Consider the following 13,145-nt stretch of genomic DNA (forward strand, 5'->3'; position numbering starts at 1 on the left):
AAGATATAATTGAATGTTTTAATTTGCATGTTGTATTTCTGCATTTTGATTCATGGTGCTCTTTGCTTTACAGTCAAAGCACACACCATAAAGATTAAGGGAATGGTGTTTGATGTCGAATTTCAGTAATTCGCCAACCATACTCTGAATCTGGTGGATACGTGGATCGCAGAATTCCACCACTTTACCGCAGTCGATACAAATGATATGATCATGCTGATGATAGCCATAAGATTTCTCAAACTGGGCCATATTTTTGCCAAACTGGTGTTTGGTTACCAGATCACATGACACCAATAATTCCAGTGTATTGTATACTGTAGCCCTGCTTACCCTGTATTTCTGGTTTTTCATATGGATATAGAGGGTTTCCACATCAAAGTGGTCATCTCTTGAATAGATTTCTTCCAGTATAGCAAAACGCTCAGGTGTTTTTCTGAGTGCTTTGTTTTCCAGGTAGGCTTCAAATATTTTCCTGACCAGCTCGCTGTTGTGATTTGTAGACATAGTTTTCAAACTCCTTTCAAAGGTACCAAAATTTAAATTAACCCGGGGGTATTTTCCTAAAATTAGGCGTCAAACCGGGTAACCCCCGTTACACCTCTGACTTCCAATATATTTTCTATCAGTTTATCTAAATGCTCTTTATCATTGACATAGATCATGATGGAACCGTCAAAGATACCATTATCTGTGTCAACAGTGATGGAACGCATGTTTACCTTAAAGTCATTAGAAATTACCTTGGTGATGTTATTAATTAATCCTACATCGTCAATACCGATGATGTGTAAACCGGTAAGGAAAGTAAGCTCCTTCTGGCTGTTCCATTTTGCTTTTACAATGCGGTAACCATAATTTGCCATCAGCTGTGCGGCATTCGGACAATTGGTACGGTGAATTTTAATGCCTTCACTGACGGTGACGAAGCCGAAAACATCATCTCCGGGGATCGGGTTACAGCAGGCGGCAAGGGTATAATCTATCTTTTGCAGGTCTTCGCCGATAAGCAGAATATCAGATTCAGGGCCTTTGATGCGAGTTAACAAGGCATCAATTTTCTGATGGTCATTGCGTTCGGACATTCCCCTGTTTTCTATTTCCTTTTCTGCAGCAAGGTATTCCTTAAGGTCTTTTAATTCAATTTTCCCTTGGGCAATACCAATAAAAAGTTCCTGTGTAGAAGGTAATTTAAAGTAATAGCTGAGCTTATTAAGGTTATCTGTGTTGTAAGTTATTTTCAGTGATTTTAACTTGCGCTCCAGGATTTCCTTACCGTGTTCGGCAATTTTTCTTTTCTCTTCTTTCAGGGAAGATTTGATCTTGGATTTCGCTTTGGCCGTAACCACAATATTCAGCCAGTCTTCTTTCGGCACCTGCTTGCTGGAAGTAATGATCTCTACCTGGTCGCCATTTTGTAGCTTATGAGATAAGGGCACCAATTTATGGTTGACCTTGGCCCCGATACACTTCGCACCTACATCTGTATGAATCTCAAACGCGAAATCAAGTGCAGTTGCACCAAGTGGCAATTGCAGTAATGCGCCTTTTGGCGTGAAAATAAAGATCTCATCCGAGAATAGATTCATCTTGAAATCATCAAGAAAATCTAAAGCATTGGCTTCAGGGTTGCTGAGCATTTCCCTTACTTTCATGATCCATTGATCAAGACCGTTGTCGTTGCTGGATTCTTTATATTTCCAGTGGGCAGCAAAACCTTTTTCAGCGATTTCATTCATGCGCTGTGTACGGATCTGCACTTCTACCCATTGCCCTTTGGGGCCCATTACGGTTGTATGTAAAGATTCATAACCATTGCCTTTAGGCGATGAAACCCAGTCGCGCAGGCGGTCGGGGTTGGGCCTGTATAAATCGGTCACAATGGAATAAGCCTTCCAGCAATCTGCTTTTTCCTGATCCGGGGCACTGTCGAGCACAATTCTGATGGCGAAAAGATCATATACCTCTTCAAAAGGTATATTTTTCTTTTTCATTTTGTTCCAGATGGAATGAATGGATTTCGGACGACCGAAAATTTCGGCTTTAAGGCCTTGCTCGTTTAAACTTTCTGTAACAGGCTCAACGAAACGTTTGATAAACAAGTTTCGCTCGGCCTTTTTTTCATTCAGCTGGGTAGCAATATATTTGTAAGTGTCAGGCTCCAGGTACTTCATGGAAAGGTCTTCCAGTTCAGATTTTATAACATATAAACCTAAACGGTGGGCCAGTGGTGCATAAAGATAAATGGTTTCGGAAGCGATTTTCAATTGCTTCTGTCTTGGCATAAAATCCATCGTCCGCATATTGTGCAGCCGGTCTGCCAGTTTAATTAAGATCACCCGTACATCATCTGCCAGGGTGAGCAGCATTTTCCTGAAGTTTTCTGCTTGCAGGGAACTGTTATAATCAAAAACCCCGGATATCTTAGTTAAGCCATCGATGATTTTGGCGGTTTTTTTTCCAAATTCTCTTTCAATATCGTCTAAAGTAATTTCAGTATCTTCAACTACGTCATGCAATAAAGCACATACAATAGAGGTCGTACCCAGTCCGATTTCTTCTGCAGCAATTTGTGCTACAGCAATCGGATGGTAGATATAAGGTTCTCCAGATTTTCTGCGCATGTTTTTATGGCTTTCCAAGGCCATATCGAAAGCTTTTCTGATTTCTTTTTTATCACCCCGCTGCATCGTTGGCTTACATGCCCTTAAAAGCGCACGGTATCTTTTCAATATTTCTTGCTTCTCTGTTTCAAGGTCTATAACCAATGTGTTCTTCATTTGTATTATTTTCGAAATATTATAACCTGCTTTCCGTTAAAGCACTATATTAGTTTGAGAGTTTCCTAAATGATATGCTGATTACAAAAATAGGACTTTGGATTGAACCTAATATATAAAATTGCTTTAACTTTGCAGTGGTATAAATTTATGAAATTTTATAAGCTAGTTGTTCTGCTAATTGTCATTATTACAGGAGCTCCAGTTACAGCTCAGGAAAAGCCTTTACCTTATAAAATGCCGATGCTGGGTAAGAATGACACGATTATGGTGGCTTCGACTAATGTAGATGGCGAAATTATCCCCTGGATACCCCTTAACGAGGTGGTAATTTATGGTGCACGGATATTTAAATCGCCAGCAGAAAGGGCTGCCTTTAATCGCTTGCGCTACAATGTACTGAAAGTAATGCCCTATGCACTTTATGCGAAAAGGCGTTATGAGCAACTGGAGCGCGATTTGGCCCTGACAGATAATAAGCGTGAACAAAAGCGGCTTGTTAAAGCATGTGATGCTGAGATTAAGCAGATGTTTAAAAATGAAATTAAAGACCTGACCATTACCCAAGGCAAGATCTTAACTAAATTGGTAGACAGGGAACTGGGTAAAACCACTTTCGATATCATAAAAGAAAGTAAAGGAGGCTTAAAAGCCTTCGTGTATCAATCTGTGGCGAAAGTGGTGGGCCATAATCTGAAAAGTACCTATAACCCCATGGAAGAGCGGGATATAGAATCCATCATCATTTCATCAGGGTATTACCAATAAACAATAATGACAGATCATTCGAAAAGCGTCCACCAGTTCAAGTTCAACCTTCTTGATGGTTCTGAAAAGAACATGGCTGACTATCAGCATCAAGTATTACTTATTGTAAATATTGCTTCCGGCTGTGGTTTTACACCGCAATTAAAGGAGTTGCAGGAGTTACGTGCGGAATTTCAGGGCCAGGGTTTTGAAGTCATTGGCTTTCCTTCCAATGACTTCGGGCGACAAGAGCCGCTGGATGGCCTTGCCATCGGCGAATTTTGCAAGGCCAACTTTGGAGTTGAGTTTCCCGTTTCAGAGAAAATCATGGTGAGGGGCGACCTTGCACATCCTATTTATAAGTTTCTGGCCGATATAAAGCTTAATGGTAAGATTAAATCTACACCAAGGTGGAATTTTCATAAATACCTGGTTAATAAAGAGGGAGAGGTAGTTGACTATTTCTTTCCGTTTACCAAGCCTATGTCTTCTAAAGTGAAAAAGAAGATCCAGCGCTTACTATAAAAAATTATTGAATGAAATTAGACCTGTTAGTGTTTGCCGTACATCCTGATGATGCAGAATTGGGATGTTCAGGAACGATATTGAGGCATATTGCCGCTGGAAAAAAAGTTGGGGTAGTGGATTTTACGCGTGGAGAGTTAGGTACACGTGGTACTGCTGCTATCCGGGATGAGGAAGCGGCCGAGTCCGCAAAGATTTTAGGCTTGCAGGTGCGCGAAAACCTAAAATTCAGGGATGGCTTCTTTAGTAACGATGAAGCTCACCAGCTGGAAGTTGTTAAAATGATCCGGAAGTACCAACCGGAGATTGTGCTTAGCAATGCCTTGCACGACCGACATCCCGATCATGGCCGTGCTGGTGACCTCGTTAATGATGCCTGCTTTTTAGCTGGTCTGGCAAAGGTTGCCACTGTATTGGATGATGTAGCACAAAAGGCCCATCGCCCAAGACTTTTATTGCAGTACATTCAGGACCGTTATATAGAGCCTGACATCATTATTGATATCACTCCTTATATTGATGGCAAAATTAAAGCAATCAAAGCATTTAGAACACAGTTCTACAATCCCGATGTGGAAGGACAGCAGACTTATATTTCTTCACCTGAATTTTTCGAAAGTGTGATTGGCAGAGCCCGGGAATTCGGAAAGTCTATAGGGGCTACCTATGGTGAAGGTTTTACAAGTCGTAAACTCCTGGGAGTCGACGACTTGTTTCAACTTCGTTAGTGCTTTTATAACTGAAAAGGATTTCTTACGACACTTGTATTGCCCATTGCGCTTTTTTCGTAAAGGGCAATACAGGATTTGTTAAATGATGGATCAAAATTAACCTTTCCCGCATAGGCCTTATCTGGCGCGGGTGTTCCCTCTAAAAAGAAGTAAACCTTGGTATTGCCACCTTTATGGTGTGGCTTAAAGTTGCCGTAGTTTTCCAGTTCGGCTGAAGCCGCATCTTTAATCGTTACAATAAAAACATATTGAACCGGACCGGTGTTGTTTTCATTTCTGTAATGGGTAACTTCTTTAAACTCTCCCTTTAAATCATCAATGCCAGGTTGGAAAAAAGTTCCTTTTAACATCCAGGCGATTAAAAATAACACCCCGATTCCTAAATATAAATTGGTTTTGTTTTTAAACATTAGTTTATCTATTCTTATTTTTTTTACAAGGTAGGCAGAATTGTCTCCATGACCGCCATTCCCTCATCGATATGTTTTTTCTCTATACATAACGCTGGTCTGAAGCGAATAGTCTTATTGCCGCATCCCAGGAACATCACATTGTGTTCCATCCCTTTGGTGATGAAAGCATCGCGCATATCTTTAGTCGGGAAGTCAAATGCAACTAACAGCCCCTTACCACGAACGTTGCTCATGATATCATGCTTTGCAGCAAGTAATTCCAGGCTGTCTTTTAAGTATTGGCCCACTAAAGCCGCGTTCTCACAAAGATTGTCTTCCTGAATAATATGTAAAATCTGCGTAGCACGTACCATATCAACCAGGTTGCCACCCCATGTAGAGTTGATTCTGGAAGGGACATGGAACACATTGTTTTCTACCTCGTCTACTTTATGGCCAACCAGAATACCACATACCTGCATCTTTTTACCAAAGGCTACAATATCAGGACGTGCCTTTTCACTGAAATGCTCATGACACCAGAACTTACCTGTTAAGCCCACTCCGGTCTGCACTTCATCATAAATTAGAAAAGCATCATGCTCGTCAGCAAGCGCTTTCAGTTGAATTAAAAATTCATCCCTTAAATGATTGTCGCCACCTTCAGACTGAATCGGTTCAATAATGATGGCACAAATATCATCGGTATGATCCGCGAATGCCTGTTTGACCTGGGCTATAGAAACTGCTTCGGTTTCTTCGGCAAGTGATAAGTTTTCTGCATTTAAAGGGAACCTTACTGTAGGAACAGTCACCCTTGGCCAGTCGAATTTGGCAAACCATTTGGTTTTATCAGGCAGTGTGTTGGTCAAACTTAAGGTATAGCCGGTTCTGCCATGAAACGCTCTTTCAAAGTGTAATACCTTAAATCCTTTTTCTTCCTGGTAGCCTTTGGCGAAGTTCTTTTGTACTTTCCAGTCCATGGCGACCTTGAGTGCATTTTCTATAGCTAATCCGCCGCCAGCAATAAAAAATGCATGGGGAAGGTAATGTGGAATGCCGACTTTGGAAAAGGTATCCACAAATTGTGCGTATTGTTGTGTGTAAACATCGGAATTGGAAGGATTTGCCAAGGCCGCTGCCAATAAGTTTTGTTTAAAAGACTCATCATTGATCATTTTGGGGTGGTTATATCCCAAAGGAACCGAGGCGAAGCAAGTGAAAAAATCTAATAGCTTCCGTTCATGCTTGGAGTCATAAATATAAGCACCCTCGCTCTTCTCGATGTCATAAACCAGATCGTAGCCATCTGCTAGAATATGTTTACCTAAAACCTCGCTTACTTCTAATGGTGGTATGGTCAATTGATACATAGAATCTTATTTTGGTTGATTCTCAAATGTAACAAAATCAGCCAATTAATCAAACGGAGGCGCTTTTTCTGTGAAAATTCTAAAACTGTGTTTAAACGGTTTAAAGTTGGATTTTGCCATTTTAGTGGTTTTTACAGGCTAAAAATAAATCCGATTTGTTACGATTGGGTGTTTTTTGATAGTATTGAGTAGATCTTGTTAATAATAATGAGATTTGTTGATTTACTTAAGGATGAAGGTACTGCAAATTGGGTATCTTGAATTAGCGACTTGTTTCACAAAAGCCTATAGATGATATTCCCATAGAATGGTTCGAAGCAGCTGAAAATGTAATTATAGATAACAATGGAATCTTAAACGCAAATACGGTGAAGTTATTAGCAGCTGATGCATGGCGAACGCTCAGCTAAACAACTCTTCCAGTCTATCCTTTTTTCCTAAAATACCTAACAAGCCGCCTGTATGCAAAGCAACGATTTTCTCGTCTTTCCTGAAGTAATTGTTCTTTGCCAGGTCAAAAATGGCATAAAACATTTTTGCCGTATAAACCGGATCAATCAGTATACCTTCTCTTGCGATAAAGCTGGCCATAAATTGTAATAGTTCCGTATTGGTTTTTGCATAACCTCCGAAATGGTATTCTGTATGCAAATGCAATTGCTCCACATCGCTGGTGTAATTGTAGATTGCATTTGCGATGAAGTCACCACCCTTTAATACGGGAATGACATGGAGCTGTGTTTTTAAGTTCCTCTTTTTTATTCCCCTGAGTAAACCTGCAGCCGTGGTACCCGTGCCGGCGGCACAAAATAAGTGATCAATGTCGCCCGGCAATTCATCAATAATCTCGGCACAGCCTTTAACAGCTTCAGGGGATGCGCCACCCTCATCAATAAAGTAAGCGGAGGGATCGTTATTAAAGAATTCCTTAAACAAAGCAGGTTTGTTTTTATATTCCTCACGGGTGGTAAAAATCAACTTCATGCCATAGAGGCGGCAAAGGAGCAACATCTCATTGTTAACGGGCTCACCTCTTACAAAGGCACTTGCACGAAGGCCAGCACGTGCAGCTGCAGCGGCTGTAGCCAGCAAGTGGTTAGAGTAGGCACCTCCAAAAGTGACCAGGTGTAATTTATCTATTCTGGCAGCCTTTTCTAACACGTATTTAAGCTTCCTCCATTTATTCCCTGATATATAAGGATCAATAAGATCATCTCTTTTAACCCACAGGTTGCTTAATTCTGGAAACCTTAATTGTTGTAGCGGACTGTTAATGGTTGCAAACATTTATGCAAATATAGAATCCATTTCTTTACCTGTAGTCAGGATTTGAAATATATCTTTTTAACCAGGTATGGGAAAAAATTTAGAATTATTTTGACTTTTTGAGCAAATAGTTTCATAGGTTGATGTTTTTTGAATTATGAAAAAGTAATTTGATCGAGAGACTTATTTTCGATTAATCAAATTGTAAGCCAATTTCTTTTTAAATATGTAATTGTTAAAGATTAGTTTTGCACAATGGAAAATACCAATGCAGGACTGGAAGTAGAGGATCAGGATTTATACGAGCATTTCAATATTGTTGTTGATAAAGGTCAATCGTTATTAAGGGTTGATAAGTTTTTAATGCACCGGATTGAGAATGCATCCCGGAACCGTATTCAGAATGCAATCGACGCCGGAAATGTGCTGGTTAACCAGAAAACGATTAAAGCAAGCTATAAGGTTAAACCTGCAGATGAAATTTCTATTGTTTTTCCACATCCCCCGAGAGATACTGAAGTTTATCCGGAGGACCTGCCCATTGATATCGTTTATGAAGATAAAGACCTGCTGGTTGTGAATAAAGTAGCGGGGATGGTCGTGCATCCGGGTTATAATAATTATACCGGAACTTTGGTCAATGCGCTTGCTTTCCATTTCGAACAACTACCAGAACTCCCGGGAAATGAAGGACGTCCGGGTTTGGTGCACCGTATTGATAAGGATACTTCGGGTTTGCTGCTGATCAGTAAAAACGAAATGACCATGACCAAGCTTGCCAAGCAATTTTATGACCATACCATTACCCGTAAATACCTTGCGTTGGTATGGGGCGATATCGAGGAAGATGGTACCGTAAGTGGCTTTATTGGCAGGAGTGTTAAAAACAGGATCGTCATGGATATTTATGACGAGGAAGAAAAAGGTAAGTGGTCTGTAACACATTTTAAGGTATTGGAACGTTTAGGATATGTAACCTTAGTGAGTTGTCAGCTGGAAACCGGCCGGACACATCAAATCAGAGCACATATGCAGCATATCGGACATCCATTATTTAATGACAGCAATTACGGCGGCGACAAGATCTTAAAAGGCACCACCTTTAATAAATACAAGCAGTTTGTGAATAATTGCTTTGAACTTATGCCGCGCCAGGCTTTGCATGCACAAACTTTAGGATTTATACACCCAAGTACTAAAGAATATATGGAATTTGAAGCATCTTTGCCAGCCGATTTTGATGCCGTACTTCAAAAATGGCGGAACTACATCCTATAGCCCTCATAAAAATAAATGCAGCAAGAATATATTTTACATAACGACGAGTTTTTTAGCCTAAATCAACCTGTACTTAAAGCCGGCAACCGCAGTTTCCGTTATGGTGACGGACTGTTTGAAACCATCCGCATGAGCAACGGGAAACTTAATTTCCCTGACTTGCATGTGGACAGGCTCCGGGAAGGAATGAAAGCATTGAAAATTGAAGGCAGTGCTTTAATGGATGAGTATTTCCTGAAACAGAAGACCGCCGAACTATGCAAGAAAAATAAGATAAAAGACAATGTAAAGTTCCGACTGACTGTATACAGGGAAGGGGAGGGTTTATATATGCCCAACAGTAATAAATATGGTTACCTGTTGGAGGCTACGCCATTAACCGGCAGTCAGTATGAACTCAATAAAAAAGGGCTGATTGTGGATGTCTATAATGATATCACCAAACCTGTAAACGTGCTATCGAACATAAAAACCTGTAGCTCGTTGATTTATGTGATGGCGGGTTTGTATAAAAAGCAACACCAGCTGGACGAAGCTATTCTGTTAAACCAGCATGGTTTTATTTGTGAGAGCATCAGTTCTAATATCTTCGTTGTTTACGACAAACAGATCTATACACCTGCACTGTCTGAGGGTTGCATCAGTGGCGTCATGCGGAAGGTCGTGATACAGTTGGCAGCGGCCAATGATATCCCCGTTATAGAGGCACAGCTAAATCCGGAAGTATTGCGGCAGGCCGATGAAGTTTTCGTAACCAATGCAGTTGGCGGTATCCGCTGGGTAATGGGCTATGGCCGCAAACGCTATTTCAATGAAAACGCAAAAAACCTGAGTACCTTATTGAACGCAATTTCGGCCCGTTAAATCAGCCCGATATTAAAGCCGCATACCTCTCAGAAACTCTTCTACGGTCATTCTTTTCTTTCCTTCATATTGCAGATCGGTGAGTTTTAGAAAGCCATCTTTACCGGCGAATTTAAGAAAGGTTTTTCCATCGGTAAGAAAACCTCCCGGCGTAATTCCTGGTTCCGTAATTTCCATTTCAGCTTTAAAGATTTTGAGCGTTTTGTCGTTAAGGTGGGTGAAAGCTGTGGGGTAAGGACTTAACCCCCTTACTAAATTGTAAATGTTTAAAAGGGGCTGGTTCCAGTCAATTTTACAGAAGTCCTTGAAAATCTTTGGCGCATGCTTCAAATTTTCGGCTTCAGACTGCGCCTGTTCCTGGTAATCCCCTTTTTCAATGGCTTGCACTGTTTCTACCAGCAATTGTGCACCGGTAACCATCAGTTGATCATGCAGGTCGCCAGCAGTATCGGTTTCCCTGATTGCTACTTTTCTTGCTTCGATGATGTCACCAGTATCAATCTCATGCTTCAGAAAGAAGGTGGTTACGCCACTCTCCGTTTCGCCGTTGATGATGGCATGGTTGATTGGGGCGGCACCACGGTATTGTGGTAATAACGATGCATGCAGGTTGATGGTTCCCTTAGGAGGCATATTCCAGACCATTTCAGGCAGCATGCGGAAAGCAACGACAACCTGCAAATCAGCCTTTAGGGATTGCAACGTTGCAATAAATTCAGGATCTTTAAGCTTTACAGGCTGCAGAACTTTCAAACCTTTTTCTACTGCATACTTTTTAACGGCACTCTCGCTCACCTTTTGTCCGCGGCCGGCTGGTTTGTCGGCCGCCGTAACCACAGCTGCTATTTCAAAACCTGCATCAACTAAAGCAGCTAAAGAAGCAACGGCGAAATCGGGTGTCCCCATAAAAACTATTCTCATGATCCTGTGTTTAATTAGCAAAATAACTAAAAATATAACGGATAACCGATTAGTTATTATTTAAAGGGCCAAAGCAAGCCTTTACATTAAATTGCATTTTATAACATGGAGACTTCTGAAGAGATTAAATTAAGTGGTTTAGTATACATCACAGATACGGCACCCGGCATTTATAGAAAAGGTAAACCTGGTGCATTTTTTTATGTAGACAAGGAAGGAAAGCGCATTACCGATGAGGCACAGCTCGAAAGAATAAAGGCGCTGGTATTGCCTCCTGCCTGGACACAGGTGTGGATTGCGCCAAAGAAAAATGCTTATTTGCAAGCTACCGGTGTGGATGCCGCCGGCAGGAAACAGTATCGGTATCACCACGAATGGACTTCCAGACGTTCGGAGCGTAAATACTTCAGGCTGCTGGAATTTGGATCAGTATTGCCCAAGGTGAGAAAAAGAATTGCTAAGGATTTGAAACGTAAGGAATTTGACGAACAGAAGGTCTTAGCCATTTGTGTACAGGTCATGCTAAAAACCCTGATCCGCGTAGGCAATGAATTTTATAAACAGAATTACGGTAGTTTCGGACTCAGCACCCTCCGCGATAAACATGCGAAAATTAATGGGAACACGTTAAAGCTGGATTTTGTGGGTAAAAAAGGCGTGAAGCAAGAGGTAACCCTTAATGACAAAACCCTGGCCCGACTGGTAAAAAAATGCAAGGAAATACCCGGACAGGAATTATTCCAATATTATAAACAAGGACAGGAACGCCGGTCGGTTGACTCTGGAAAAATTAATGATTACATCAGGGAGATTACCGGCAGCGATTTCACTGCGAAAGACTTCAGGACCTGGGGTGGAACTTTGGAAGCCCTGCGACAGCTGGCTAAATGTATCACCACGCAGGAAGAGGAGCGTCCTAAAAAGAAAGTGATCGTGGAAGTGCTGGATTGTGTAGCCAGTAAATTAGGGAATACCCGTGCGGTATGCAAAAGCTCGTATGTATATCCTTTGTTGCTTGAGGCTTTTGAAAACGATCGGCTTTCAAAATACCTCAAGCAAGTAGACACCGAAAAGCCACATACACAATACGCCATGGAAAATGACGAAAAAGTGCTGATGAAGTTTTTGAAACAGGCGCAGAAGGATCTGGTCAGTTAATCGGCTGCAGGTGGGGTCTTTATAGGGTTGACCGGTTGTTCATCGGTTTCTTTCCTGCGAACCATATCATCAAAATCCGCCTCTTCCTTTCTGTATTCTTTATCTTCCGGCTTTTTCACTGCTTTGTCCCCGGCGGGAACTTTACCCTTTGGAATTTCTTCCTCGAAGTTGCTGCTGGGTTTCTCGTTTTTCTTTTTAGGTTCTGTATTCATTGTCGGATGTTTAAGGATACAACAAATATTTCGCTCGCATGTTTTTTTTATACTGTGAGAGCCCCGGTTCCCAACTGGCCTTATTTCTTGTTCGGAATCCCGCAATGATCTGTTGCTTTATTCCTTAAATCCAACCCTTAACAGGTCTTGTCCTGATGCAATGGCCTTTCAGTCATCTTTTAAGACAGGGGCTCCCAAAACCGCAAACGGGAATTGTGTGCCACGACTCTGGCTTATGTATGTGCCCTCGAACAGGCATAAGGTAGGGTACAAAAAAATAGATTGGTCGGTATTGATTGGGAGACGGTTTTATCGGTAAATGATAAGGCATATGATGGTTGTAATTGGTTATAGAAACTAGTAATTGGATGAAAGTAAGGATGAATCTTTAAATCATGAGGGGCTGCATTCTTACGCCTTTCTGGTGCCGCTTATTATCGAGGATAATATGAATTCATCATCACCAACTAAATTATTACTCCATTTATTCACCGACTGTTTATCGTTCCGATCACGACCTTATTAAAGTGTTACAGAATATCTCAAATGGAATAATAGAATAGAATAGTGAATAAATAAAGTGAAAGAACTAAATATTTAAAAAACTTTAAAAGTATACATCACTGATCTACAGCTTGAGGGATTAGAGTTAATTACTGACTTCATTGGACGTGAATACCAAATTAACAAAACTCAATTATTCAGCAGAACCAGGAGAAGAAAGATAGCAGCATCAGGGACGAAAATAGCATTCCTTGCAAGGATGCATCACAATATTGAAGGAGAAATAATTGCAGAATTATTAAACGTAAATAAAGAATGGGTGTGCCAGCTTATTTATTCAGCCTATGATTATGTTTGTGTTGACCTGACCTATCAACACGAGATCCAAAAATTG

The 13,145-nt window shown here is 41.0% G+C and carries 14 protein-coding genes; 6 read left to right on the forward strand and 8 right to left on the reverse strand.

Annotation, left to right across the window (positions count from 1 at the left end; genetic code table 11):
* Positions 1–18: 18 nt before the first annotated feature.
* Positions 19–507 (reverse strand): Fur family transcriptional regulator, encoded by a 489-nt coding sequence (locus WG905_RS14840; protein ID WP_339592522.1) that lies wholly within the window; start codon positions 505–507, stop codon positions 19–21.
* A gap of 62 nt (positions 508–569) precedes the next feature.
* Entirely contained in the window at positions 570–2,780 is a 2,211-nt protein-coding gene (locus WG905_RS14845; RefSeq protein ID WP_339592523.1) for a RelA/SpoT family protein, read from the reverse strand.
* Positions 2,781–2,930: 150 nt separating this feature from the next.
* Here WG905_RS14845 and WG905_RS14850 point away from each other — a divergent pair, with 150 nt between their 5' ends.
* From WG905_RS14850 to bshB1, 3 genes are read left to right on the forward strand one after another with little or no spacing between them, the layout of a single operon-like run.
* A complete protein-coding gene (locus tag WG905_RS14850; RefSeq protein ID WP_339592524.1) occupies positions 2,931–3,548 on the forward strand; it encodes a DUF4294 domain-containing protein in 618 nt (205 codons plus the stop codon).
* A 6-nt stretch (positions 3,549–3,554) separates the two neighbouring features.
* Positions 3,555–4,052, forward strand: a complete 498-nt coding sequence (locus WG905_RS14855; protein ID WP_339592525.1) for a glutathione peroxidase — start codon at positions 3,555–3,557, stop codon at positions 4,050–4,052.
* An 11-nt stretch (positions 4,053–4,063) separates the two neighbouring features.
* A complete protein-coding gene (gene bshB1 / locus WG905_RS14860; RefSeq protein ID WP_339592526.1) occupies positions 4,064–4,780 on the forward strand; it encodes a bacillithiol biosynthesis deacetylase BshB1 in 717 nt (238 codons plus the stop codon).
* A gap of 5 nt (positions 4,781–4,785) precedes the next feature.
* Here bshB1 and WG905_RS14865 read toward each other — a convergent pair whose 3' ends face one another.
* From WG905_RS14865 to WG905_RS14875, 3 genes are all read right to left on the reverse strand, one after another.
* Positions 4,786–5,193, reverse strand: coding sequence for a hypothetical protein (locus WG905_RS14865; protein WP_339592527.1), 408 nt, complete (start codon positions 5,191–5,193; stop codon positions 4,786–4,788).
* Positions 5,194–5,216: 23 nt separating this feature from the next.
* Positions 5,217–6,548: an L-lysine 6-transaminase gene (lat, locus tag WG905_RS14870; RefSeq protein ID WP_339592528.1), complete on the reverse strand. Its 1,332-nt coding sequence runs from the start codon at positions 6,546–6,548 to the stop codon at positions 5,217–5,219.
* A gap of 402 nt (positions 6,549–6,950) precedes the next feature.
* Complete coding sequence (locus tag WG905_RS14875) at positions 6,951–7,835, reverse strand: 1-aminocyclopropane-1-carboxylate deaminase/D-cysteine desulfhydrase (protein WP_339592529.1); 885 nt, start codon at positions 7,833–7,835, stop codon at positions 6,951–6,953.
* 234 nt (positions 7,836–8,069) lie between these two features.
* On the opposite strand from WG905_RS14875, the gene WG905_RS14880 reads away from it, so the two are divergent.
* The gene (locus WG905_RS14880) at positions 8,070–9,092 is read left to right on the forward strand and encodes an RluA family pseudouridine synthase (protein ID WP_339592530.1); all 1,023 of its coding nucleotides are present in this window, start codon (positions 8,070–8,072) and stop codon (positions 9,090–9,092) included.
* Positions 9,093–9,107: 15 nt separating this feature from the next.
* On the forward strand, positions 9,108–9,956 hold the full coding sequence (locus tag WG905_RS14885; RefSeq protein WP_339592531.1) for an aminotransferase class IV: 849 nt from the start codon (positions 9,108–9,110) through the stop codon (positions 9,954–9,956).
* Positions 9,957–9,968: 12 nt separating this feature from the next.
* On the opposite strand, the gene fmt is transcribed toward WG905_RS14885, so the two are convergent.
* Complete coding sequence (fmt, locus tag WG905_RS14890; RefSeq protein ID WP_339592532.1) at positions 9,969–10,877, reverse strand: methionyl-tRNA formyltransferase; 909 nt, start codon at positions 10,875–10,877, stop codon at positions 9,969–9,971.
* A 105-nt stretch (positions 10,878–10,982) separates the two neighbouring features.
* Here fmt and WG905_RS14895 point away from each other — a divergent pair, with 105 nt between their 5' ends.
* The gene (locus tag WG905_RS14895) at positions 10,983–12,035 is read left to right on the forward strand and encodes a DNA topoisomerase IB (protein WP_339592533.1); all 1,053 of its coding nucleotides are present in this window, start codon (positions 10,983–10,985) and stop codon (positions 12,033–12,035) included.
* Here the strand turns inward: WG905_RS14895 and WG905_RS14900 are convergent.
* Together WG905_RS14900 and WG905_RS14905 are read right to left on the reverse strand one after the other, a co-directional pair.
* A complete protein-coding gene (locus WG905_RS14900) occupies positions 12,032–12,247 on the reverse strand; it encodes a hypothetical protein (RefSeq protein WP_339592534.1) in 216 nt (71 codons plus the stop codon). The genes WG905_RS14895 and WG905_RS14900 overlap by 4 nt on opposite strands.
* Positions 12,248–12,415: 168 nt before the next feature.
* A complete protein-coding gene (locus WG905_RS14905; protein WP_339592535.1) occupies positions 12,416–12,520 on the reverse strand; it encodes a hypothetical protein in 105 nt (34 codons plus the stop codon).
* Between the last annotated feature and the right edge of the window lie 625 nt (positions 12,521–13,145).

Origin of the sequence: Pedobacter immunditicola, from assembly GCF_037482985.1 — a bacterium.
Taxonomy (GTDB): Bacteria; Bacteroidota; Bacteroidia; order Sphingobacteriales; family Sphingobacteriaceae; genus Pedobacter; species Pedobacter immunditicola.

Excerpts from the sequence above, each read along its gene's own strand:
- WG905_RS14855 (WP_339592525.1), top strand. The coding sequence starts at position 3,555 with ATGACAGATCATTCGAAAAGCGTCCACCAGTTCAAGTTCAACCTTCTT.
- WG905_RS14900 (WP_339592534.1), bottom strand. The coding sequence starts at position 12,247 with ATGAATACAGAACCTAAAAAGAAAAACGAGAAACCCAGCAGCAACTTC.
- WG905_RS14840 (WP_339592522.1), bottom strand. The coding sequence starts at position 507 with ATGTCTACAAATCACAACAGCGAGCTGGTCAGGAAAATATTTGAAGCC.
- fmt (WP_339592532.1), bottom strand. The coding sequence starts at position 10,877 with ATGAGAATAGTTTTTATGGGGACACCCGATTTCGCCGTTGCTTCTTTA.
- WG905_RS14880 (WP_339592530.1), top strand. The coding sequence starts at position 8,070 with ATGGAAAATACCAATGCAGGACTGGAAGTAGAGGATCAGGATTTATAC.
- WG905_RS14865 (WP_339592527.1), bottom strand. The coding sequence starts at position 5,193 with ATGTTTAAAAACAAAACCAATTTATATTTAGGAATCGGGGTGTTATTT.
- lat (WP_339592528.1), bottom strand. The coding sequence starts at position 6,548 with ATGTATCAATTGACCATACCACCATTAGAAGTAAGCGAGGTTTTAGGT.
- WG905_RS14885 (WP_339592531.1), top strand. The coding sequence starts at position 9,108 with ATGCAGCAAGAATATATTTTACATAACGACGAGTTTTTTAGCCTAAAT.
- WG905_RS14875 (WP_339592529.1), bottom strand. The coding sequence starts at position 7,835 with ATGTTTGCAACCATTAACAGTCCGCTACAACAATTAAGGTTTCCAGAA.
- WG905_RS14850 (WP_339592524.1), top strand. The coding sequence starts at position 2,931 with ATGAAATTTTATAAGCTAGTTGTTCTGCTAATTGTCATTATTACAGGA.
- bshB1 (WP_339592526.1), top strand. The coding sequence starts at position 4,064 with ATGAAATTAGACCTGTTAGTGTTTGCCGTACATCCTGATGATGCAGAA.
- WG905_RS14845 (WP_339592523.1), bottom strand. The coding sequence starts at position 2,780 with ATGAAGAACACATTGGTTATAGACCTTGAAACAGAGAAGCAAGAAATA.
- WG905_RS14895 (WP_339592533.1), top strand. The coding sequence starts at position 10,983 with ATGGAGACTTCTGAAGAGATTAAATTAAGTGGTTTAGTATACATCACA.